The sequence below is a fragment of the Bradyrhizobium sp. th-b2 genome (assembly GCF_000426785.1).
In the GTDB taxonomy this organism is placed as follows: domain Bacteria; phylum Pseudomonadota; class Alphaproteobacteria; order Rhizobiales; family Xanthobacteraceae; genus Bradyrhizobium; species Bradyrhizobium septentrionale.
Window position 1 is genome coordinate 51,056 of the sequence record NZ_AUGA01000023.1, and the last position, 18,239, is coordinate 69,294.

The 18,239-nt window shown below is 64.4% G+C and carries 20 protein-coding genes; 11 read left to right on the forward strand and 9 right to left on the reverse strand.

Annotated features, from left to right (window positions below):
- Positions 1 to 4: 4 nt before the first annotated feature.
- The 7 genes from K359_RS0126155 to K359_RS0126185 all read left to right on the forward strand — a co-directional run bounded on the left by K359_RS0126155 (position 5) and on the right by K359_RS0126185 (position 7,199).
- Entirely contained in the window at positions 5 to 505 is a 501-nt protein-coding gene (locus tag K359_RS0126155) for a (2Fe-2S)-binding protein (RefSeq protein WP_029081959.1), read from the forward strand.
- Complete coding sequence (locus K359_RS0126160; RefSeq protein ID WP_029081960.1) at positions 502 to 2,928, forward strand: aerobic carbon-monoxide dehydrogenase large subunit; 2,427 nt, start codon at positions 502 to 504, stop codon at positions 2,926 to 2,928. The genes K359_RS0126155 and K359_RS0126160 overlap by 4 nt, the downstream gene beginning before the upstream one ends.
- The gene (locus K359_RS0126165) at positions 2,925 to 3,797 is read left to right on the forward strand and encodes a MoxR family ATPase (RefSeq protein WP_029081961.1); all 873 of its coding nucleotides are present in this window, start codon (positions 2,925 to 2,927) and stop codon (positions 3,795 to 3,797) included. Before K359_RS0126160 ends, K359_RS0126165 begins: the two co-directional genes overlap by 4 nt.
- Positions 3,794 to 5,005 carry a VWA domain-containing protein gene (locus tag K359_RS0126170; protein WP_029081962.1) on the forward strand — a complete coding sequence of 404 codons (1,212 nt, stop codon included), beginning with the start codon at positions 3,794 to 3,796 and terminating at the stop codon, positions 5,003 to 5,005. Before K359_RS0126165 ends, K359_RS0126170 begins: the two co-directional genes overlap by 4 nt.
- Positions 5,005 to 5,841: an XdhC family protein gene (locus K359_RS0126175; RefSeq protein WP_029081963.1), complete on the forward strand. Its 837-nt coding sequence runs from the start codon at positions 5,005 to 5,007 to the stop codon at positions 5,839 to 5,841. The genes K359_RS0126170 and K359_RS0126175 overlap by 1 nt, the downstream gene beginning before the upstream one ends.
- 8 nt (positions 5,842 to 5,849) lie before the next feature.
- Positions 5,850 to 6,311, forward strand: a complete 462-nt coding sequence (locus K359_RS0126180; protein WP_029081964.1) for a carbon monoxide dehydrogenase subunit G — start codon at positions 5,850 to 5,852, stop codon at positions 6,309 to 6,311.
- Positions 6,312 to 6,392: 81 nt separating this feature from the next.
- Positions 6,393 to 7,199 (forward strand): SDR family NAD(P)-dependent oxidoreductase, encoded by an 807-nt coding sequence (locus tag K359_RS0126185; protein ID WP_029081965.1) that lies wholly within the window; start codon positions 6,393 to 6,395, stop codon positions 7,197 to 7,199.
- A 162-nt stretch (positions 7,200 to 7,361) separates the two neighbouring features.
- On the opposite strand, the gene K359_RS0126190 is transcribed toward K359_RS0126185, so the two are convergent.
- The 8 genes from K359_RS0126190 to K359_RS0126225 form a co-directional block, all read right to left on the reverse strand.
- A complete protein-coding gene (locus tag K359_RS0126190) occupies positions 7,362 to 8,315 on the reverse strand; it encodes a ribose-phosphate pyrophosphokinase (RefSeq protein ID WP_029081966.1) in 954 nt (317 codons plus the stop codon).
- Between the two features lie 178 nt (positions 8,316 to 8,493).
- Entirely contained in the window at positions 8,494 to 9,102 is a 609-nt protein-coding gene (locus K359_RS0126195; RefSeq protein ID WP_029081967.1) for a hypothetical protein, read from the reverse strand.
- A 102-nt stretch (positions 9,103 to 9,204) separates the two neighbouring features.
- Positions 9,205 to 10,137 carry a MerR family transcriptional regulator gene (locus K359_RS0126200; protein ID WP_029081968.1) on the reverse strand — a complete coding sequence of 311 codons (933 nt, stop codon included), beginning with the start codon at positions 10,135 to 10,137 and terminating at the stop codon, positions 9,205 to 9,207.
- Positions 10,138 to 10,210: 73 nt separating this feature from the next.
- Positions 10,211 to 10,978, reverse strand: coding sequence for a peptidoglycan editing factor PgeF (pgeF, locus tag K359_RS0126205; RefSeq protein WP_029081969.1), 768 nt, complete (start codon positions 10,976 to 10,978; stop codon positions 10,211 to 10,213).
- Positions 10,975 to 12,033 carry a class I SAM-dependent methyltransferase gene (locus tag K359_RS0126210; RefSeq protein ID WP_051346430.1) on the reverse strand — a complete coding sequence of 353 codons (1,059 nt, stop codon included), beginning with the start codon at positions 12,031 to 12,033 and terminating at the stop codon, positions 10,975 to 10,977. The genes pgeF and K359_RS0126210 overlap by 4 nt, the downstream gene beginning before the upstream one ends.
- A gap of 83 nt (positions 12,034 to 12,116) precedes the next feature.
- Positions 12,117 to 12,959, reverse strand: a complete 843-nt coding sequence (gene lgt / locus K359_RS0126215; RefSeq protein WP_029081971.1) for a prolipoprotein diacylglyceryl transferase — start codon at positions 12,957 to 12,959, stop codon at positions 12,117 to 12,119.
- A 5-nt stretch (positions 12,960 to 12,964) separates the two neighbouring features.
- Complete coding sequence (locus tag K359_RS0126220; protein WP_035977140.1) at positions 12,965 to 13,456, reverse strand: GNAT family N-acetyltransferase; 492 nt, start codon at positions 13,454 to 13,456, stop codon at positions 12,965 to 12,967.
- A 16-nt stretch (positions 13,457 to 13,472) separates the two neighbouring features.
- Positions 13,473 to 14,204, reverse strand: a complete 732-nt coding sequence (locus tag K359_RS0126225; RefSeq protein ID WP_029081973.1) for a dienelactone hydrolase family protein — start codon at positions 14,202 to 14,204, stop codon at positions 13,473 to 13,475.
- A gap of 177 nt (positions 14,205 to 14,381) precedes the next feature.
- Between K359_RS0126225 and K359_RS0126230 the strand changes: the two genes are divergently transcribed.
- From K359_RS0126230 to ychF, 4 genes are all read left to right on the forward strand, one after another.
- Positions 14,382 to 14,645, forward strand: coding sequence for an accessory factor UbiK family protein (locus tag K359_RS0126230; RefSeq protein WP_029081974.1), 264 nt, complete (start codon positions 14,382 to 14,384; stop codon positions 14,643 to 14,645).
- A gap of 294 nt (positions 14,646 to 14,939) precedes the next feature.
- Positions 14,940 to 15,668: a 50S ribosomal protein L25/general stress protein Ctc gene (locus tag K359_RS0126235; RefSeq protein WP_029081975.1), complete on the forward strand. Its 729-nt coding sequence runs from the start codon at positions 14,940 to 14,942 to the stop codon at positions 15,666 to 15,668.
- 55 nt (positions 15,669 to 15,723) lie between these two features.
- Positions 15,724 to 16,329 carry an aminoacyl-tRNA hydrolase gene (gene pth, locus K359_RS0126240; protein WP_029081976.1) on the forward strand — a complete coding sequence of 202 codons (606 nt, stop codon included), beginning with the start codon at positions 15,724 to 15,726 and terminating at the stop codon, positions 16,327 to 16,329.
- Positions 16,330 to 16,460: 131 nt separating this feature from the next.
- Positions 16,461 to 17,558 (forward strand): redox-regulated ATPase YchF, encoded by a 1,098-nt coding sequence (gene ychF / locus K359_RS0126245; protein ID WP_029081977.1) that lies wholly within the window; start codon positions 16,461 to 16,463, stop codon positions 17,556 to 17,558.
- Positions 17,559 to 17,927: 369 nt separating this feature from the next.
- On the opposite strand, the gene K359_RS0126250 is transcribed toward ychF, so the two are convergent.
- A complete protein-coding gene (locus tag K359_RS0126250; protein WP_029081978.1) occupies positions 17,928 to 18,203 on the reverse strand; it encodes a metal-sensitive transcriptional regulator in 276 nt (91 codons plus the stop codon).
- Positions 18,204 to 18,239 lie beyond the last annotated feature (36 nt).

Genomic DNA, 18,239 nt, shown 5'->3' on the forward strand with positions numbered 1-18,239 from the left:
CCAGATGGCAAAGACGCATATCACGATGCAGGTGAACGGCGCCGAGGTCGAAGGCCTCGTCGAACCACGTACCCTGCTGGTGCACTTCATCCGCGAGAACCTGCAGATGACCGGCACCCATATTGGCTGCGAGACCACGCATTGCGGCGCGTGCACGGTTGATATCGACGGCATGTCGGTGAAGTCCTGCACCATGTTCGCGATACAGGCCAACGGCTCCGACATCACCACGATCGAGGGCATGGCGAACCCCGACGGTTCGCTCTCGGCGCTGCAGGAGGGCTTCCGCATGATGCACGGTCTGCAATGCGGTTTCTGCACGCCGGGCATGATCATGCGCGCGCATCGGCTTCTGAAGGAGAATCCGTCGCCGACCGAGCAGGAGATCCGGATGGGTATCTCCGGCAATCTCTGCCGCTGCACCGGCTACCAGAACATCGTCAAAGCCATTCAATACGCCGCAGCCAAGATCAACGGCGTGGAATTCCGGGAGGCCGCAGAATGAACGATATGACTCCCACGCGGGAACAACGCAGCGCTGCGCTCGAAGGTATGGGTTGCAAGCGCAAGCGGGTCGAAGACATCCGCTTTACGCAGGGCAAAGGCAATTACGTCGACGACGTGAAGCTGCCGGGCATGCTGCATGGCGATTTCGTGCGTTCGCCGCATCCGCATGCGCGCGTCAAGTCGATCGACGATTCCGAGGCGTTGAAGGTGCCGGGCGTGCTCGCGGTGATCACCGCCGAGACGCTGAAGACGGTGAATCTTGCCTGGATGCCGACCTTGGCAGGCGATGTGCAGATGGTGCTGGCCGACGGCAAGGTGCTGTTCCAGAACCAGGAGGTGGCCTTCGTCGTCGCGACGGACCGCTACGCCGCCGATGACGGTGTCAACAAGGTCAAGGTCGAGTACGAACCACTGCCGCCGCTGATCGATCCTTTCAAGGCAATGGACGCAGATGCACCGGTGCTGCGCGAAGATCTCGCCGGCAAGACCACCGGCGCCCACGGCCCGCGCAAGCACCACAATCACATTTTCGAGTGGACCGTCGGCGACAAGGACCTGACGGATGCCGCCTTCAAGAAGGCCGAGGTGACGATCAAGGAGATGATCTCCTACCATCGCACCCATCCGTCGCCACTCGAGACTTGCCAGTGCGTCTGTTCCTTCGACAAGATCAAGGGTGAACTGACGATCTGGGGCACCTTCCAGGCGCCGCATGTGATCCGCACCGTCGTGGCGTTGATCGCAAAAATTCCCGAGCAGAAGATCCACGTCATCGCGCCTGACATCGGCGGCGGCTTCGGCAACAAGGTCGGGGCCTATCCGGGCTATATCTGCGCCGCGGTCGCTTCCATCGTCACCGGCAAGCCCGTGAAATGGGTTGAAGATCGCATCGAGAACCTCACCGCGACGTCGTTCGCGCGCGACTATCACATGACGACGGAAATCGCCGCGACCAAGGAGGGCAAGGTTACGGGGTTGCGTGTCCATGTGCTGGCCGATCACGGCGCATTCGACGCCTGTGCCGATCCGTCGAAATGGCCGGCGGGTTTCTTCAATATCGTCACCGGGTCGTATGATTTCCCGACCGCGCATCTCGCGGTCGACGGCATTTACACCAACAAGGCCCCGGGCGGGGTTGCCTACCGCTGCTCATTCCGTGTCACCGAGGCGGCCTACTGCATCGAACGCGCGATGGATATCCTGGCGCAGAAGCTGGGGATGGATCCGGCCGAACTTCGGCTGAAGAATTTCATCAAGCCGGAGCAATTCCCTTATCACTCGGCGCTCGGCTGGGAATATGACTCCGGCGACTACCACACCGCGATGCGCAAGATGATGGAGTCGGTCGACTACGCCGGCTTGCGCAAGCAGCAAGCGGAGCAGCGCGCGGCGTTCAAGCGCGGCGAGACTCGCGAGATCATGGGTCTCGGCGTCTCCTTCTTCACCGAGATCGTTGGCGCCGGCCCATCGAAGAACTGCGATATCCTCGGAATTGCGATGTTCGACTCGTGCGAGATACGCATGCATCCGACCGGTGCAGGCATCGCCCGGGTGGGCACCAAGAGCCAGGGCCAGGGGCACGAGACGACCTGGGCACAGATCATCGCCACCGAGATCGGTATCCCCGCCGACAACATCATGGTGGAGGAAGGCAACACGGATACCGCGCCTTACGGCCTCGGCACTTACGGCTCGCGATCGACGCCGGTCGCAGGCGCCGCGATCGCGATGGCCGCGCGAAAGATCAGGGCCAAGGCGCAGATGATCGCCGCCTACAAGCTCGAGGTCCACGAGGACGATCTCGAATGGGACATCGATGGCTTCCGCGTCAAGGGCCTGCCCGAGAAAGTCATGTCGATGAAGGATATCTGCTGGGCCGCGTACAATTCGGTGCCGCCGGGCTTGGAGCCGGGGCTGGAGGCGGTCAGCTACTATGATCCGCCAAACATGACCTATCCGTTCGGCGCCTATATCTGCGTGATGACCATCGACGTCGACACCGGCGTGTACAAGGTCAAGCGCTTCTATGCGCTCGATGATTGCGGCACGCGGATCAACCCGATGATCATCGAGGGCCAGGTGCATGGCGGCCTCACCGAGGCGTTTGCGATCGCGATGGGACAGGAGATTCGCTACGACGCCGAGGGCAATGTCGTCACCGGCTCGTTCATGGACTTCTTCATGCCAACCGCGGTCGAGACGCCGCATTGGGAGACGGATTTTACGGTCACTCCGTCACCGCATCACCCGATCGGCGCAAAGGGTGTCGGTGAAAGCCCGAATGTCGGCGGCGTGCCCGCTTTCTCAAACGCGGTCAACGACGCATTCTCGTTTCTTGGATCGACCCACATCCAGATGCCGCATGATTTCTGGCGGAACTGGTTGGCGGCGAAGAACCTCGGCGTGTTCGCTACCCCATGAAGACCCGTGACGAGATCGCGCGCGCACTCGGCGACGCCGGCTATATCGCCGACGGCGAGCTCGCGATCGCGATCGCGCTGATGCAACAATTGCGGCGTCCGCTTTTGCTGGAAGGCGAGGCGGGCGTCGGCAAAACCGAGGTCGCCAAGGCGCTGGCCGCCGTTCACGCTACCGAATTGATTCGCCTGCAGTGCTATGAGGGGCTCGACCAGTCCGCGGCACTCTATGAATGGAACTACCAACGGCAATTGCTGTCGATCCAGGCGCACCGCGGCGCCGATGCGGATGCGGTCGAGGATCAGATCTTTTCCGAGAAGTATCTCCTCGAGCGGCCATTGCTCGCTGCGATTCGCCGAGAAAGATCGCCGGTTCTGCTGATCGACGAGATCGATCGCGCCGACGATGAGTTCGAGGCATTTCTGCTTGAGCTGTTGTCCGATTTCCAGGTCACGATACCCGAACTCGGCACCATCAGGGCGACTGCAATACCTCATGTCGTGCTGACGTCGAACGGTACGCGGGAGCTCTCGGATGCGCTGCGTCGCCGCTGTCTCTACCACTATGTCGACTATCCCGACGTCGACCGGGAAGCGCGCATCATCACGACGCGGCTCGAAGGCACCAGCGCCTCGCTGGCCCTGCAGATCGCGCGCATGGTCGAGTGCATCCGGAAAGAGGAATTGCGCAAGGTGCCCGGGGTCGCCGAGACGCTGGATTGGGCCGCTGCATTGGTCGGGCTTGAGGTGAAGGATCTGCACGATGCGCCCGAGACCGTGCACGAAACCCTGATGTGCCTGCTCAAGACGCAGGAAGACAAGGCGCGGGTCTCGCGCGAGGTCACGCAACGTCTGCTGGGGAGGGTCGCATGAGCTGCTGCGGCGCATCACCCGATCTTGACGACGTCAACGAGGTGTCCCGCCTCGTGTCCCGCAAGCTCGCGGCGTTTCTGCGGACCCTGCGGGATAGCGGCTTCGCCGTCGGTCTTGCCGAGGGTCAGGATGCCGCCACCCTGATGGCTGCGGGCTACGCGGCACGGCCGGGCCTGCTGCGTTCGGCGCTCAAGCACCTGTTTTCGACGCGCAAGGCCGATTGGGACAGGTTCGACGGAATTTTTGACGCTTTCTGGCTCGGCACGCGGGTGCGGTCGCGTTCGATCGCGACGGGTGCCGTGAAACCCGCGAACAATCCATCGCTGAAAAGTCTGCCCAACCAATCGGCCGAGCCCCGAGCCGGTGCCGAGACGGCGATCGATCAGATTCCCTCGGTTGATGGGGTCGAAAATGAACGCTCCGGCGATGGGCGCATGGAAGGCGCGTCGCGCGCGGACAATCTCGCCGAGGTGGATTTCCGCAATCTGGCAGATCCGCAGCAGGTTGAGCTGGCCCACCTCGCTGCGGCGCAACTGGCGCGCGTCATGCGCACGCGGCTGACGCGGCGCGATCTGGCGCGCCGCCGAGGCTATCGTCTCGATCTGCGTCGCACGATTCACGGCAACATCAGTCACGGCGGCGTGCCGCTCAGTCTGGTGAGACGCCAGCGCAAGCCGAAGCCCTTGCGCCTGGTGGTCCTGCTCGACGCTTCCGGCTCGATGAGCATGTACACGGGCGTTTTCCTCCGCTTCATCCATGGCGTGCTCGACGAGTTCCGCGAGGCCGAGGCGTTCCTGTTCCATACGAGGCTGGCTCACGTCTCGGACGCGATGAAGGAGAGGGATGCCGGCCGCGCCCTCGACCGGCTCTCGATCATGGCGCAGGGAGCGGGTGGCGGCACCAGGATCGGTGAGTGCCTGCAGACATTCAATCGTTGGCACGCAGCGCGCGTGGTTCATTCGCGCACCTGTCTGATGATCGTTTCCGATGGTTACGAGACGGGCGACGCTGCATTGCTCGGCCGCGAGATGGCGGCGCTCCGCCGGCGCTGCCGCCGTATCGCCTGGCTCAACCCGATGATGGGATGGCAGGGTTACGCGCCCGAGGCGCGCGGCATCAAGGCGGCGCTGCCGCATGTCGATCTCTATGCGCCGGCCAACACGCTTGCGAGCTTGAGGGCGCTCGAACCCTATCTGGCGAGGCTTTGATGGGCGTGCATGTCGAGATCATGGATCTGGTCGCGCAGCTGAAGGCCGCGGAGCAGTCGTTCGTATTGGCGACAGTCGTTCGCACGGTCTCGGTGACCGCCGCCAAGGCGGGAGCGAAGGCCATCATCCGTCCGGACGGTACGATCGTGGCGGGCTGGATCGGAGGAGGGTGTGCCAGAGGAGCGGTCCTGAAGGCGGCGCGCGATGCGTTGATCGATGGCGAGCCGCGCATGGTCTCGGTGCAGCCTGAGAATTTGCTCGCCGAGCTCGGCGTGAAGGCTGGCGAGAGCAAGGATGGTGTGCGCTTCGCCTCGAATATGTGCCCGAGCAAGGGGACGATGGACATTTTCGTGGAACCGGTCTTGCCGCATCCCTCGCTGGTCATCCTCGGCGCAAGTCCGGTCGCGCTGTCGCTTGCCGCCCAAGCGCGCCAACTCGGCTATCACGTGACGCTTGCCGCGCCCGCATCCGACCTCATTGTCCCGCCGGATGCTGACGTGATCCTCGATGGTTTCGAACCGAAAGATCTCCATCCGGCTCGTCGTTTCGTCGTGGTCTCGACCCAGGGCAAGGGTGACGAGATCGCGCTGAAGATGGCGGTTGCGATCGACGCTGCCTATCACGCCTTCGTCGGCAGCAAACGCAAGATGGCGGCGTTACGCAACAAGTTGATTGCCGACGGTCTCGAGGCTGCCGTGATTGATCGCGTGAAGGCGCCGGCCGGGCTCGATCTCGGCGCCATCACACCGGAGGAAATCGCGATGTCGATCCTCGCCGAAATCACCATTGAACGCCGCCGTGGCCAGCGTTCCACCGGCTCCATTGCAGGGAGGTAATCCGCAATATGCAGATGAACGACAGCCAGCGTATCCCGGCCACAAAAGAGAAGGTGTGGGCCGCGCTCAACGATCCCGAGATTTTGAAGCGGTGCATTCCCGGCTGCCAGTCGCTCGAGATGGCCTCACCTACCGAAATGACTGCTACCGTCGTGCTCAAGGTGGGGCCGGTGAAAGCGACCTTCGGCGGCAAGGTGACGCTGTCCGATCTCGATCCGCCGAACAGCTATCGCATCTCCGGCGAAGGTTCTGGCGGCATCGCCGGCTTCGCCAAGGGGGGCGCGATCGTCACGCTGACGTCGGAAGGGCCAGACCTGACCGTTCTGGCTTACGCGGTTGACGCGCAAATTGGCGGCAAGCTGGCGCAGCTTGGCGGCCGGCTGATCGATTCCACCGCGAGGAAGCTTGCCGGCGAGTTCTTCAAATCCTTTGGCGAGGTCGTCGGCGGGGCAGCGGCGGTCGGCGCCTGAGCTGGTACAGCGGCCTTGGTCTGATCGCATCTTCGGTTAAGCTGTCCGGTAACAAACTCACTGGATGGGAGTGATCGGACCATGACCAAGGAAGGCTCCTCCGACTGGCTCGGCCTGTCGGGCCGCGTAGCCGTCGTCACCGGCGGAGGCGGCGGCATCGGCCGCGCCACTGCGGTCAGCTTCGCGCGCGCCGGCGCCAGGGTCGCAGCCCTCGATCGCGACGAGCGCGGGCTTGCCGAGACCAAGGCAAAGCTTGGCGAGTTCGGCGATGGTCACCTCGTCGCGAGCTGCGACACCACTAGCGCGGAAAGTGTCGCGGCGTCCGCTGGGGCCGTCGAGCGCACGCTTGGGGCTTGCGACATCCTCGTCAACACCGCGGCGGTGCTGCGCCCGGGCGGGCTCGATACGCTCCCGCTCGCCGAATGGAATGCGGTGCTGGCGGTCAATCTCACCGGCTATTTCATCTGCGCGCAGGCGTTCGGCGGCCAGATGCGTAAAGCGAGCGGCGGCAGCCTCATCCACGTCGCCTCGATCGCCGCCAGCAATGCACAGGGGCAGAGCGGCGCCTACAGCGTCAGCAAGGCCGGCGTCGTGATGCTCTCGCAGCAGCTCGCTGCCGAATGGGGGCCGCACGGCATCCGCAGCAATGTGGTCAGCCCGGGCCTCGTCGTGACGCCGATGAGCCAGGCCTTCTACGATACGCCAGGGGTCACCGAGCGGCGCACCGCCGTGGTGCCGATGCGCCGGATCGGCGCACCGCAGGACATGGCGGATGCGATCCTGTTCCTGGCGAGCGACCGCTCGTCCTACGTCAATGGTGAGGAGATCATCGTCGATGGCGGCTATGCGCGGACGCTGATGAGCCACGTGCCGCGGCCGGGGTTTTAGCGGGGTGAGTGCCACAAACTGCGTGTCGTCCCTGCGAAAGCAGGGACCCATAACCACAGGATTACGTTGTGAGCGCCGGCGGCGGCCCCAATCTTCGCAGCAACAGTCATCGGTGGTTATGGGTCCCGGCTCAAGGCCGGGACGACAGTGAGTGTAGGTCCGCTAATCGAACAGGCTGGAGACCGACTCTTCCGCCGCGGTTCGGCCGATCGCTTCGGCGATCAGGCCGGCGACCGAGATCTGGCGGATGTTCGGTGCCTTGTTGACGGCCTCGGTCGGCAGGATCGAGTCGGTGATGACCAGCTCCTTCAGCCGCGACGATGCGATGCGCGCGGCGGCGCCGCCCGACAGCACGCCGTGGGTGATGTAGGCCGAGACCTCCTTGGCGCCGTGCGCGATCAGCGCCTCGGCCGCGTTCACCAGCGTGCCGCCGGAATCGACGATGTCGTCGACCAGGATGCAATTGTAGCCGGCGACGTCGCCGATCACGTTCATCACTTCGGATTCACCGGGGCGCTCGCGGCGCTTGTCGACGATCGCGAGCGGGGTGTTGATGCGCTTGGCGAGCCCGCGCGCACGCGCCACGCCGCCGACGTCCGGCGACACCACCATCACCTTGGCGAGGTCGAACTTTTCTCTGATATCGCGGACCATCAGCGGCGCTGCGAAGAGATTGTCGACGGGGATGTCGAAGAAGCCCTGGATCTGGCCGGCGTGCAGATCGAGCGTCATGACGCGATCGACGCCGGAGTGCGAGATCAGGTTGGCGACGAGCTTGGCCGAGATCGGCGTGCGCGAGCCGGACCTGCGATCCTGCCTGGCGTAGCCGAAATAGGGCACCACCGCGGTGATGCGGCGCGCCGAGGAACGGCGCAGTGCGTCGGTGATGATCAGCAATTCCATCAAATTGTCGTTGGCCGGATACGACGTCGATTGCAGGATGAACATGTCCGAGCCGCGGACGTTCTCCTGGATCTCGACGAAGATCTCCATGTCGGCGAAGCGCCGGACCACGGCCTTGGTCAGTTCGATGCCAAGTCCCTTGGCGATCTCCTGCGCCAGCGCAGGATTGGAGTTGCCGGCGACGAGCTTGATTGATCCGTTCTTTGCCGACATCGATGCTTCCCCCCGCGCCTTGCTGGATACGACGTTCAGCATCTCAAGTCCTTACAGAACCGGCGGGTTTTCGGTGCGCGAGGGAATATCAGGGAGGCGGCTTGGCTGGCAACCCATTAGCCCGCTTTCGCCGCCGTTTTCCTGGGCAAAAACGCCCTTCACCGGGACATAACGGGGTCTAATTGGCGGAATAGCCGAGCGCCACGGTCTCGGACCCGGCGGAGGACGGCGCGCTCGCGACGGTCGGCCCGCGGAGCTCCGGGGCCGGGGCGGGCGCCGGACCGCCATTGATCATGCTGGACAGGCCGCTGAACCCGGCCTGGGCGATCCTGCGCAGCACCAGATCGTCGGCGGTGGCCCAGGCGTCGCGGCTGGCCTTGCCCGCGGGCTCCTCGCCGGAGAGGCGGAGGGCACGTTGCTGATTGCTGTCATAGACGTCCCACACCCACGCGATCATGGTGCGGCCGCGTACCACCTGTGCCGACAGATAGCTGCGCACGCGGTAGGCCGCGGCGCCCTGGCGCGACACGACCGACAGGCTGCGCAGCTTGGATTCGCTGTCGAGCACGCCGACCATGCGGTCGAACACCTGGGGCGGCGGGCCGTCGATCGATTCGAACGCAACGGTCGTGCCGCTGCTTGCCGGTGTGGCCATGGCATAGGAATCGGCCACATTGCCGCCGGCCGCGCATCCACCAAGCGCACAGGCGACCGCTAGCCACGTGATGGCGAGCGCGGCGCGCACGGCTGTCCCAGTTTGAAACTGGTGGTTTGACGCTTCCCTCATTGCGTCCTGCGATATCGTTAAAATGGCTTAACGTCTAGGGCAGGACGGCCACAGCCCTTAACCGATCCGGCGGCTGCGCCACGAGGTTTCGGATTTCCTTGCTCAGTCAGAGAGATGGTGCCGCATGGCTGCGGTGATCCAGGCCCATTCCCGGTTCGGGCTCGCGTCCGGCGACTGCCCCCGCATGATGGCGACGAGCTCCCAGTAACGCGCTGCGCGATCGTCGTGCAGCGCATATTTGCCGCGGATCCAGTTGCGGAATTCGAGATCGGGCTCGCGCTTCAGCAATCGCGCCGATGTCTCCAGCCAGTCGCGCGCCAGCGCCTGGCCCGCCTCCGACGTCGGTCCGAGGTCGCGCGCGATGATCTCTTTCGCCCTCGCCAGCACGGTCTCGTTGGCCTGTTGCCAGGCGGCGAGATCCAGCACCCGGTGATTCCAGACGTCCTCTGCGTTGGCACGGAGGTTGGCGACAAGGGAGGGATCATTGAGCATCTCCGAAAGCTCGATCCAGGCATCGCATTGCTCGGGCGTCGGCTCATCGGGCAATTCGGGCACGCTGGTTTCGATCATCTGCCGGACCCAATTCCGGTCGATGTTGATGCCGTCGGACACTTTCTCGAAAAAGCGTTCGACGACGTTGCGGCGCTCGGCGCGGGACAGCTGGGTCATGGTCAGGTATCTCCTCAAGTCTGCTTCGGTGAGTTGCGGTGAACGCAACGCAGCCCGCAGGGCCGAGGCGACGCGGCGCTGTGCCGCGATCTCCGCTTCCAGCGTCTCGAGGCGGAGCTTGAGCGCCTCGACCAGCGAGAGCTCCTTGGTCAGGACCTCACGAATGGCGTCGAGACCGAGCCCCGCATCGCGCAGGCAGCGGATCAGGTCGAGGCGAACCAGTTCGTCGTCGGTGAAGACGCGATAGCCGCTCGCGGTGCGGCCGGCCGGCGGCAGCAATCCCTGATCCGAATAGAAGCGGAGCTTGCGGACACTGATGCCGCTGAGCCGCGCCGCCTCGCCGATGCTGTAGGTGCGTTGTGTCATGCGCCGCTTGTCCGGTCTCCAGCAGGTGGAGAGTCAAGACGTTATCGCACAGCGACGGCTAAAAACGCTCGTCTCAGCGTTCCAGCGCGATGGCGTGAACGTGCCGGCCGTAATCGGCTTCCTTGCGATGCACGGAGCGGCGGTAGCTGAAGCAGCGTTCGTCGGAATAGGTGTCGATGCCGAGATCGTCGATCATCAGCACGCCGGCATTTTCCAGCCGCATCCGTATGAAGCCGGCGAGATCGAACATCGCGTGTCCGTCGCGTTCGCCGGGCATGAAGAACACGCCGTTCTCGGCATCGGCCTCGATGAAGCGCTCGACGAATTCGTTGCCGACCTCGTAGGACTCCTTGCGGATCATCGGCCCGATCGCCGCGACGATGACGCCGCGCTCGGCGCCGAGCTTTTCCATCGCATCGATGGTCGATTCCAGGATGCCGGTCAGCGCGCCCTTCCATCCGGCATGCGCAGCGCCGATCACCCGCGCATTGGGATCGACGAACAGGATCGGGCCGCAGTCGGCCGTGGTGACCGATATCGCAAGCCCTTCGGTGCGTGTGACGAGCGCATCCGCCTTCGGGCGCGGTGCGCCATTCCAAGGGCCGTCCACGACCACGACGTCGGGCGAGTGCACCTGATGCACGCTGATCAGGTGATCCAGCGGGACGCCGAGTTGCGCGGCCATCCGCCGCCGGTTCTCCGCGACCCTGGCTGGATCGTCGTTGGAGCCAAGCCCGCCATTGAGGGCGGCGTAGATGCCCTCCGAGACGCCGCCCTCGCGCGAGAAGAAGGCGTGGCGCAGGCCCGGAATGGCCGACAGCAGCGATGATCCCAATGTCATTGTTCGGTCTCGTCAGGCTGATCGCTCAGTCCGGCGATCGAGGTGAGGCGCGGGTCGGAGATGGCTATCGTCTTGAACATCGAGCCCATCCCCCCGCGCCCGGAATCGGTCAGGCGCTTCAGCGCACCGGCGATGTCGGCGGACATTTCGGGGCTTGCCTTCGCCATCAACCCGGCGGCGCGGGCCTCGACGCCGAGGCGCTTGAGGAAGTCACCCTGCGTCGCCGGCCCGTGGACGCGTGCGCCGACATCCTCGGCGGCCCGCGCCAGGGCCTGGAAATCGACATGCGCCGTGATGTCGGCCTGTCCAGGATTCTTCAGCGGGTCGGCGAAACTGTGGCGCGCGATCGCCTGGAAGGTGTCGCCGGCGTCGCTGCGCAAATGGCCGTAATCGATGATCAGCGCGGCGCCGTCCTGGTCGCGCACCCGCGTTGCGAGCTTCATGATCTCGCTGTCGGGCCGCCATTCGAACACCGCGCCGAGCGGGGCGGCGCGCACCAGCGGCGGCAACAGCACCTCGAAGTGCGGCGTGGGCTCGGGAGCGGGAGCGAAATAAAGGCTGCCATTGGCATCCATCCCGACCGTGCGCTCGTGCCAGCCGGTCTCGCGGCGGACCATCTGGTGGATCGGCAGCACGTCGAAATATTCGTTGGCGAGGATCACCGCCGGCCCCTCGGGCACGTCGTCGATGCTGTCGTGCCAGGTGATGTTGCGCACGCCCGTCAGGGTCTCGTACTGCTTCTCCCGCAGCACCGGATTGACCTCGACGAGGTGGATGCTGAGCGACTGGTAGAGCGGCGGCACCACGCGAAGCGCCCGAAGCGCGTCGGCCATCATGGTGCCGCGGCCGGGCCCGAGCTCGATCAGGCGCAGCGTCTCCGGCGAGCCGATCGCGCGCCAGATCGAGGCGCTCCACAGCCCGAGCAGTTCGCCGAACATCTGGCTGACCTCGGGCGCCGTGGTGAAATCGCCCTCGCGGCCGAGCGGATCGCGCGACAAATAGTAGCCGTACTGCGGATGCATCAGGCACAATTCCATGTAGCGCCAGACCGGCATCGGCCCGGACAATTTGATCAGCTTCCTGATCTCGTCCAGCAACGGGGAGGGTTCGCTCACGGCGTTCCTTGGATTGAACTTGCTTAGGTTGCAGTCGGGGCCGGTCCGTTCGCCTTGCGACGGACGGAGGCCCTGATGATGATGACGCCTACAATAATCATTGGCACCGACAGCAGCATACCCATGGTTAATCCGCCCCACAGGAATCCGAGCTGCGGGTCGGGCTCCCTGAAGTGCTCGCCGATGATGCGGGCAATGCCATAGATCGTGATGAAGCTGCCGAGGATCAGGCCGGGCCGCTTCAGCGCCCCCATCCGGATCATGATGGCGAGCGCCACGAACAGCACGATGCCCTCAAGCCCGGCCTCGTAGAGCTGGCTCGGATGCCGCGGCAGCGGTCCGCCATTGGGGAAGATCATGGCCCAGGGCAGGCTCGCCTCGGCGTGACGGCCCCACAACTCGCTGTTGATGAAATTGGCGAGCCGGCCGAGGAACAGCCCGATCGGCGCCACCGCGGTGGTGATGTCGCCGAGCGACAGGATCGAAATGCCGTTGCGGCGGGCAAACAGCATCACCGCGGCGACGCAGCCGAGGAAGCCGCCGTGGAACGACATGCCGCCCTTCCACAATTCGAGGATCTCGCCAGGATGCGCGATGAAGAAGGGCAGGTTGTAGAACAGCACATAGCCGGTGCGGCCGCCGACGATGATGCCGATCGTGACCCAGAGGATGAAATCGTCGAGCTGCGGCAGCGTGATCGGCGCCGGGCCGTCCCACAGCCGCTCTTTCTTGATCAGTGAGCGGGCATAGATCCAGCCCAGCACGATGCCGACGATATAGGCGAGCGCATACCAGCGGATCACGATCGGCCCGAGCGAGAGCGCCACGGGGTTGAACACCGGGAAGTCGATCAGCAGGAACGGCATTTGGATCAGAGTGCTTTCGTGTAGACGGCGTAGGGCACGCCGTGAATGGGCGGGGCGTCATGCAGCTTGCTGAAGCCCATCCTGAGATACATCGGCAGGGCGACCGTCATGATGGGGCTCGTGTGAAGCGCGATGGTCTTGCACCGGTCGCGCCGCGCTCTGGCAAAGCATTCCGACGTCAACGCATGCCCGAGTCCTTTCCCCCTGTCGACGGGGTCGACGACCAGCATGCGAATGATCGGCCATGCCTGATCGAAGAATGCGGCCTTTTTGACGCCGGGCCCAAAATAGCCGACCGCGCCGGCAAGCCGGTCGCCGAGATCGGCGACGATGATCTCGCCGCCGGAACTCAGCTCGGAGGTTTTTGAGAGGCCGGCGCGCATCGCCGGCCAGTCGTGGAAGGCATCGCGGAATTGGTCAAAGGCTGTAACCGCAAGCCGGTTCACCTCGTCCGCATCGGAGCTTCGATAATCTCGAATGCGTACGCTGTCGGCCATCCGCGTGGTTCAGGCCTCAAACCAGATTGCGGCGATAGAGCGCGAGCAGCCGCTCCCAATGGCGTTCGGCGGCGTCGCGATCATAGACCGGGCGCTTGGGGAAGGCGAAGCCGTGATGGGTACCGGGATAGATCTCGACCTCGTTGTTCGAGCCCTTCATGCCGGCCTTCACCTGCTCGATGATCTCCGCGGGCGCGTAGATGTCGGTCTCGGCGCAGGCGAAATAGAGCTCGGCCCTGGTCTTCTGCGCGGCGAGATGCGGGCTGTCCGGCTGGTCGGTTGCCAGATGGGTGCCGTAGACCGAGGCGGCGGCCTTGACCCTGTCGGGAAAATGCGTCGCCGCGTTGACGGCGTAACGGCCGCTCATGCAATAGCCGACCGTGCCGATGATCTTGGTGTTGGCGGCCTTCTGCGTCTCGGCATAGGCGAGCAGGCCCCTGGTGTCTTCCATGACAAGCGGAATGTTGAGCGAGTGCATCAGCTCGAACATGCGCTTGCGCTCGGGTGATTCCGGATCGGGATTGATCGGGCCGAGCTCCATCGCGCCGGCGCGGTAATACATGTTGGGCAGCATCACATAATAGCCTGATGTGCCGAGCCGCCGCGCCATGTCGCGCAATTCTTCGCGGATCGCCGGCGCATCCATATAGAAGATCACGACAGGGAAGGGGCCGCCGCGCTCGGGATGGGTGATGAAAGTGGTGGTCTTGCCGTCCTTGGTCGGGATATCGACCGTATGCTCGATCATGGCGTCTCTGCTCGCGTTATGTGTGCGATTTCTGTTGTGAGTTCATACGATTGCAAGGAAACCGGAGCATGACAAGGCAAGCCGCCGCAAGGTCTGCCATTCGCGGCGGACTTGAACCGGATGGCGGGGATCGCCATTGTCTTCTGGCAATCCAGTGAACGCGGAGAGTTTTGCGAGATGACCCAGACCAGCAACCGGTTTTTCGATGAGATCGGCCGTCTGATGAACGATGCCGCGGGCGCCGCCCAGGGCGTCAAGCGCGAGGTCGACACGGTCATGCGCAACCAGGCCGAACGCATCCTGCGCGACCTCGACGTGGTCAAGCGCGAGGAATTCGACGCGGTCAAGGACATGGCCCGCCTGGCGCGTGAGGAGAACGAGGCCCTGAAGGCCCGGATCGCGGTGCTGGAAGCCAAGCTCGGGGTAGGCGGCGCAAGCTGATCTTGCTCCGATCGTCATGGCCGGGCTTGACCCGGCCATCCATCCTCCTACGAGAGCGTCCTCTTTTTGATGGATGCCCGGGTCATCTAGCGCGAAGACGCGCTTCGCGCTTCTGCCCGGGCATGACGAGTTTGAGAACTCCGCAGAAAAATCCCTTCATTTCCTTGTCATTTCGGCCCTTTGGGGCTAAAAGCCCGCCACGTCCGCGGCCCCCGCACCCCTGGAGGCTTGCTGTGGACCTGAGCATGGGCCGCGCTGCGGCCTTTAACTTTTTAAATACAAGGACTTAACGCTATGGCGACCGTCAAGGAATTGAAGGCGACCGCGCGTCCGAAGAGCGGCAAGGGGGCCGCCCGGGCAGAGCGTCGCGCCGGGAGAGTTCCCGGAGTGATCTACGGAGACAACCAACCCCCCGTCACCATCTCGGTCGACGATCGTGAACTGCGCCAGCGCATCCTGGCGGGCCGGTTCCTGACCACGATCTATGACATCGACCTCGAGGGCAAGAAGCACCGCGTGATTCCGCGCGACTTCCACCTCGATCCGGTGAAGGACTTCCCGCTCCATGTCGACTTCATGCGGCTCGGCGAAGGCGCCACCATCCGCGTCAGCGTGCCGCTGCACATCGTGAACGGCGAAAGCTCGCCGGGCGTCAAGCGCGGCGGCACCGTCAACATCGTCACCCACACGCTCGACCTCGAGTGCTCGGTCGACAACATCCCGCAATATATCGAGGCCGATGTCGGCGCGCTCGAGATCAGCTACTCGCTGCATCTCTCCGAGGTCAAGCTGCCCGCGGGCGTGAAGTCGCTGACCCGTGAGGACGCAACGCTGGTCACCATCGTGCCGCCGTCCGGCTACGCCGAAGAGCAGAAGGCCGCGGCTGCGGCGGCTGCTGGTGGCGCTGCGGCTCCGGCTGCGGGTGCTGCGGCTCCGGCCGCCGCGGCGGCTCCGGCTGCCGGTGCTGCGGCTCCGGCCGCGGGTGCCAAGGCTCCGGCCGGCGGTGGCGACAAGAAGAAGTAATCGATCAGGTCGGCGCGCCATCGTCTGATGGCGCACCGACGCGGGATGCCGCGCCATGCGCCTTTTTGTCGGTCTCGGTAATCCCGGCGCGAAATACGCCAGCAACCGGCACAATATCGGTTTCCTGGCGGTCGACGAGATTGCACGGCGTCATGGTTTCGCACCATGGCGCCGTCGCTTTCAGGGCGAGGCGTCTGAAGGCGTGGTCGACCGTGAGAAGGTCGTGCTGCTGAAGCCGACCACCTTCATGAACGAGTCCGGGCGCGCGGTGCAGGAAGCGGCGAACTTCTTCAAGCTTGCCCCCTCCGACATCACCGTGTTCCAGGACGAGCTCGAACTGCCGCCCGGCAAGGTGCGCGTCAAGACCGGCGGCGGGATCGCCGGCCATAACGGGCTGCGCTCGATCTCCGCGCATATCGGCAACGAATATCGGCGCGTGCGGATCGGGATCGGTCATCCCGGCGTCAAGGAGCTCGTGCACAGCCACGTGCTGTCGGACTTCGCCAAGAGCGACCGGGCGTGGGTGGAGGCCTTGTGCCAGGCCATCGCCGACAATGCCGGCCTGCTGGCGACGGGGCACGACGCGTCGTTCGCCAACAAGGTGCATCTGACGATGCAGGCGAAGGGATTTTTCGACACCAAGGACGAGGGCACGAAGTAGACCCTCGTCGTCGCCGGGCTCGACCCGGCGATCCATTTTCCAAGTGGGATGGATACGCGGGTCAAGCCCGCGTATGACGACCTCAGTCAATTCAACCGCGCAGCGGGAGCGCGCGAGAGATCGGGACGAACATGGGATTCAAATGCGGGATCGTCGGGCTGCCTAACGTCGGCAAGTCGACGCTGTTCAATGCGCTGACCGAGACGGCGGCCGCCCAGGCGGCGAACTATCCGTTCTGCACCATCGAGCCGAATGTCGGCGAGGTGGCGGTGCCCGATCCGCGGCTGGAGAAGCTGTCGGCGATCGCCAAGTCTGCACAGATCATCCCGACCCGGCTGACCTTCGTCGATATCGCGGGCCTGGTCCGCGGCGCGTCGCAGGGCGAGGGCCTCGGCAACCAGTTCCTCGCCAACATCCGCGAGGTCGATGCCATCGCCCATGTGGTGCGCTGCTTCGAGGATTCCGACATCACCCATGTCGAAGGCAAGATCGCGCCGCTCGCCGATATCGAGACCATCGAGACCGAGTTGATGCTCTCCGACCTCGACAGCCTCGAGAAGCGCGTCGACAACCTGTCGAAGAAGGCCAAGGGCAACGACAAGGAAGCCAAGGAGCAGCTCGAGCTCGTCAACCGCGCGCTGGTGCTGCTGCGCGACGGCAAGCCGGCCCGCGGGCTCGAGCGCAAGCCGGAGGAGGAGCGGGCGTTCCGCATGCTCGGGCTCTTGACCTCGAAGCCCGTGCTCTATGTCTGCAACGTCGAGGAAGGCTCGGCCAAGGACGGCAACAATTTCTCGAAGGCGGTGTTCGAACGCGCCAAGGAGGAGGGCGCGGTCGCGGTCGTGATCTCGGCCAAGATCGAATCCGAGATCGCGACGCTGTCGCGCGAGGAGCGGGTCGACTTCCTGGAGACGCTGGGCCTCGAAGAGGCCGGGCTCGATCGGCTGATCCGCGCCGGCTACCAGCTGCTCGACCTCATCACCTATTTCACCGTCGGCCCGAAGGAAGCGCGTGCTTGGACCATCGACCGCGGCACCAAGGCGCCCGCCGCCGCCGGCGTGATCCATACCGATTTCGAGAAGGGCTTTATCCGCGCCGAGACCATTGCGTATGAAGATTATATCGCCGGCAACGGCGAAGCCGGCGCCCGCGATGCCGGCAAGCTGCGGCTTGAAGGCAAGGACTACGTCGTCGCCGACGGCGACGTCATGCACTTCCGCTTCAACACCTGAGCTTGATCTTTCCCCACGTCGTCCCGGCGAAGGCCGGGACCCATAACCACAAGTCTCTGTGATTAACGGGGCTGTGGCCCCAGCGATTCCTCACGGCAGGCAGCGGTGGTTATGGGTCCCTGCTTTCGCAGGGACGACACTGAATGTGAGGCGCCGCTTTCTCCCCACGTCGTCCCGGGCAAGCGAAGCGCGACCCGGGACCCATAACCACCAGCCGTGGTTATGAAGCACGCTGGGGCCCCACCTCGCACAAACAACCACTCCATGTGGTCATGGGTCCCGGCTTTCGCCGGGACGACACTGAATGTGAGGCGCCGCTCTCGACTCCGTCGGAAGCGGCGAGGTTAGCTGCCGTAGAAGGGCTGCGCCCTAGCGATCCGCGCGGCCGATCACATCCATCAGCTCGGTGATCTTGCGCCGCTGGTCGGCCTTGTCGCCGGACGAGATCGCATGCTCCACGCAATGCGCCACATGATCGCGCAGGACCTCCTCCTCGACGCGGCGCAGCGCCGCGCGCGCGGCCGCGATCTGCGTCACCACGTCGATGCAATAGCGGTCGTCCTCGACCATGGCGGCCAACCCGCGGATCTGACCCTCGATCCGTTTGAGCCGTTTTAAACAGGATGTCTTGACCTCTTCTCTCATAGGTCTCATATACCCCCCTAGGGTATATTAATCAAG

What these genes read in the sequence shown, in the direction of transcription:
- K359_RS0126155 (WP_029081959.1), top strand. Translation starts at nt 5, where the DNA reads ATGGCAAAGACGCATATCACGATGCAGGTGAACGGCGCCGAGGTCGAA.
- K359_RS0126160 (WP_029081960.1), top strand. Translation starts at nt 502, where the DNA reads ATGAACGATATGACTCCCACGCGGGAACAACGCAGCGCTGCGCTCGAA.
- K359_RS0126165 (WP_029081961.1), top strand. Translation starts at nt 2,925, where the DNA reads ATGAAGACCCGTGACGAGATCGCGCGCGCACTCGGCGACGCCGGCTAT.
- K359_RS0126170 (WP_029081962.1), top strand. Translation starts at nt 3,794, where the DNA reads ATGAGCTGCTGCGGCGCATCACCCGATCTTGACGACGTCAACGAGGTG.
- K359_RS0126175 (WP_029081963.1), top strand. Translation starts at nt 5,005, where the DNA reads ATGGGCGTGCATGTCGAGATCATGGATCTGGTCGCGCAGCTGAAGGCC.
- K359_RS0126180 (WP_029081964.1), top strand. Translation starts at nt 5,850, where the DNA reads ATGCAGATGAACGACAGCCAGCGTATCCCGGCCACAAAAGAGAAGGTG.
- K359_RS0126185 (WP_029081965.1), top strand. Translation starts at nt 6,393, where the DNA reads ATGACCAAGGAAGGCTCCTCCGACTGGCTCGGCCTGTCGGGCCGCGTA.
- K359_RS0126190 (WP_029081966.1), bottom strand. Translation starts at nt 8,315, where the DNA reads ATGTCGGCAAAGAACGGATCAATCAAGCTCGTCGCCGGCAACTCCAAT.
- K359_RS0126195 (WP_029081967.1), bottom strand. Translation starts at nt 9,102, where the DNA reads ATGAGGGAAGCGTCAAACCACCAGTTTCAAACTGGGACAGCCGTGCGC.
- K359_RS0126200 (WP_029081968.1), bottom strand. Translation starts at nt 10,137, where the DNA reads ATGACACAACGCACCTACAGCATCGGCGAGGCGGCGCGGCTCAGCGGC.
- pgeF (WP_029081969.1), bottom strand. Translation starts at nt 10,978, where the DNA reads ATGACATTGGGATCATCGCTGCTGTCGGCCATTCCGGGCCTGCGCCAC.
- K359_RS0126210 (WP_051346430.1), bottom strand. Translation starts at nt 12,033, where the DNA reads ATGCCGGTCTGGCGCTACATGGAATTGTGCCTGATGCATCCGCAGTAC.
- lgt (WP_029081971.1), bottom strand. Translation starts at nt 12,959, where the DNA reads ATGCCGTTCCTGCTGATCGACTTCCCGGTGTTCAACCCCGTGGCGCTC.
- K359_RS0126220 (WP_035977140.1), bottom strand. Translation starts at nt 13,456, where the DNA reads ATGGCCGACAGCGTACGCATTCGAGATTATCGAAGCTCCGATGCGGAC.
- K359_RS0126225 (WP_029081973.1), bottom strand. Translation starts at nt 14,204, where the DNA reads ATGATCGAGCATACGGTCGATATCCCGACCAAGGACGGCAAGACCACC.
- K359_RS0126230 (WP_029081974.1), top strand. Translation starts at nt 14,382, where the DNA reads ATGACCCAGACCAGCAACCGGTTTTTCGATGAGATCGGCCGTCTGATG.
- K359_RS0126235 (WP_029081975.1), top strand. Translation starts at nt 14,940, where the DNA reads ATGGCGACCGTCAAGGAATTGAAGGCGACCGCGCGTCCGAAGAGCGGC.
- pth (WP_029081976.1), top strand. Translation starts at nt 15,724, where the DNA reads ATGCGCCTTTTTGTCGGTCTCGGTAATCCCGGCGCGAAATACGCCAGC.
- ychF (WP_029081977.1), top strand. Translation starts at nt 16,461, where the DNA reads ATGGGATTCAAATGCGGGATCGTCGGGCTGCCTAACGTCGGCAAGTCG.
- K359_RS0126250 (WP_029081978.1), bottom strand. Translation starts at nt 18,203, where the DNA reads ATGAGAGAAGAGGTCAAGACATCCTGTTTAAAACGGCTCAAACGGATC.